This is a genomic window from bacterium (assembly GCA_004299235.1).
In the GTDB taxonomy this organism is placed as follows: domain Bacteria; phylum Chloroflexota; class Dormibacteria; order Dormibacterales; family Dormibacteraceae; genus SCQL01.
In genome coordinates this window covers 1-2,088 of the sequence record SCQL01000065.1, presented here as the reverse complement: position 1 = coordinate 2,088, position 2,088 = coordinate 1, and the positions used below count along the sequence as shown (strand labels likewise).

3 protein-coding genes are annotated in these 2,088 nt (G+C 58.8%); all 3 read right to left on the bottom strand.

Annotation, left to right across the window (positions count from 1 at the left end; genetic code table 11):
• The coding region (locus EPN29_14215; protein TAN30918.1) for a hypothetical protein at window positions 1-267 on the bottom strand (267 nt) is incomplete at its 3' end.
• A 121-nt stretch (window positions 268-388) separates the two neighbouring features.
• Window positions 389-1,303, bottom strand: a complete 915-nt coding sequence (locus tag EPN29_14210) for a hypothetical protein (protein ID TAN30917.1) — start codon at window positions 1,301-1,303, stop codon at window positions 389-391.
• Window positions 1,304-1,340: 37 nt separating this feature from the next.
• Window positions 1,341-2,088: SAM-dependent DNA methyltransferase (locus EPN29_14205; protein ID TAN30916.1), on the bottom strand; the 748-nt coding region annotated here is incomplete at its 5' end.

Sequence of the window (2,088 nt, the reverse complement as noted above, 5' to 3'; positions counted from 1 at the left end):
GCGTTCGGACCAGAATACCTTCATGTGCAGGTCGTCCACGAAGTAAATCCTCGCGCCTTCTTTGAAGAGTTCGCGAATGCCGATGGGGCTGGTGGACGTAGGGTTGTCCCAGCAATAGAGTTCCAGACCTTTGGCCGCGTCCTTGCCGCCGATGACCTGCAGGGCGTCTTGGCCGACGAAGGCGACTATTACGATGCGCCGGCCATTCCCTGGCGCGAGCACTTCGCGGATTTTCTTGGCAATCGGTTGCGTTGTGGTCAGAATCAATTTCGTCCACTACTCCTTTTGAAGGACGCAGGTTGGATCGGGGCCCGAATCCGCATGCTCAAGCCTAGGGGTTCCGGGGGGATGGCATAGCTCAAGGCCGAATTACAGGTTGGACCTGCAATCACGCTTTCGGGATCTCGACGAAAGCGTGGAGGCCGTTGAAAACGCCGGCCTTGTCGCCCCCATCCCAAGCCTCGGCTTGTATCTGTTTCCCCGGCGTCACAACTGCCCCGCAAGGAGCAACGGTCGTAACGGAATCCACGTAAGTCCGCCCACCGAGAACCAAATGGTTGCCCATGGCGCGCTCCGGCCACCCGGGCTGAATGACCGGCGTCCGCCACAGCGCGATGTCGGCTCGAGCGTCTACGTCCATCGTAGTGAATTCGCGCAACGTAGTTATTCGCTCCGCGTTGACCTCGCCAGCGCCGTCTAGGACGCAGAACGCCAAGGGAAAGAACTTGATAACCGAGACAATTCCCGGGCTCTTACCGCTTTCGCCTTCAACTTCGAGGAATGTAAAGTCGCGGGAGACCACGATAGGACGATATGGATAGAGCCAGCAGTAGACCTTAACAGCCGAATCTAGCGCCCTATTCCGAACGAGATAGTCTCGGATTTTCTCGTCCGTCGCAATCGCGTCGTCCTGGGTTTTCGCCGCGACGACGTGCCCAAGCAGAGGCCGCACTATGGCGCCAGGTCGGACATTGAAAGAAACGCGGTCCGGTAACGCTAGGGCGGGTGAGACGATGGATTCGACCTGCCTGGTGAACTCTCCGAGCGCATCGTCCCAGCGGCCGATGAGCCTTCCATTACAGCTCTTGCAAAGCGTTCGATACTTCAGGCCGTTGTGAGAGCGCGAATCAACTTGTCGGGCGACCAACTCAGCGGCGTAGATGCGGCGCGCGACGATGGCTCTGTCATTCCCGCAACACTGCGGCGGAATGTGATCGTAGGTCAGGTTGTGCTTCTGTCGGCACACGTTGCAGATCGTACTACCTTTCCTGAATGCCACCCGCTGGACTTCCGAACTCTTCAACCGATTGTAGATGCCGGAGCACGACCTGCTCATTTGCCTATTTAACCGTTGCAGCAGGGGGGTGTTCCGAGGACAGGGAGTGAAGCGCCGCAGCCACTTCGCTGAACTCGGCGAGGGCGGCTTCGAGATCCTCCACAATCTCTGCGGCGATTACAGCCGGCTCGGGCAAATTAGCGGCATCTTCGAGCGATTCGTCGCGCAACCAGAAGAGATCAAGGCTCAGCTTGTCGCGCGTTATCAGTTCATCGTAGGTAAAACGGTGGAATCGCTCGGTCTCGACGCGCTGTCCCCGATCGCAAGCACGGTAACACGCGACGAAGTCGTCGAGATGCTCCCGCCGCAACGGATTCTCCTTCAACGTGAAGTGCATATTCGTGCGCAGGTCGTAGACCCACAGCGCGCGCGTTGACGGCGTCTCTGACGCCGGTTTCCGGTCAAAGAACAGGACGTTTGCTTTTACGCCTTGGGCGTAGAAGACGCCAGTCGGCAGGCGCAGCAGCGTATGCACGTCGCACTCGTGGAGCAAGCGGCGGCGCACCGTTTCGCCGGCACCGCCCTCGAAGAGCACGTTGTCTGGTACCACGATCGCCGCATGGCCCTCGATTTTCAGCAACGTCTTGACGTGCTGGACGAAGTTTAGCTGTTTGTTGGAGGTTGTTGCCCAAAAATCATCGCGCACGACGGAGAGATCGTCGCGGCGTGATTCGCCGTTCTCGCCGACTATCGTGACCGATGATTTCTTGCCGAACGGCGGGTTGGTGAGCACCATCTCGAAGCGCAGCCCA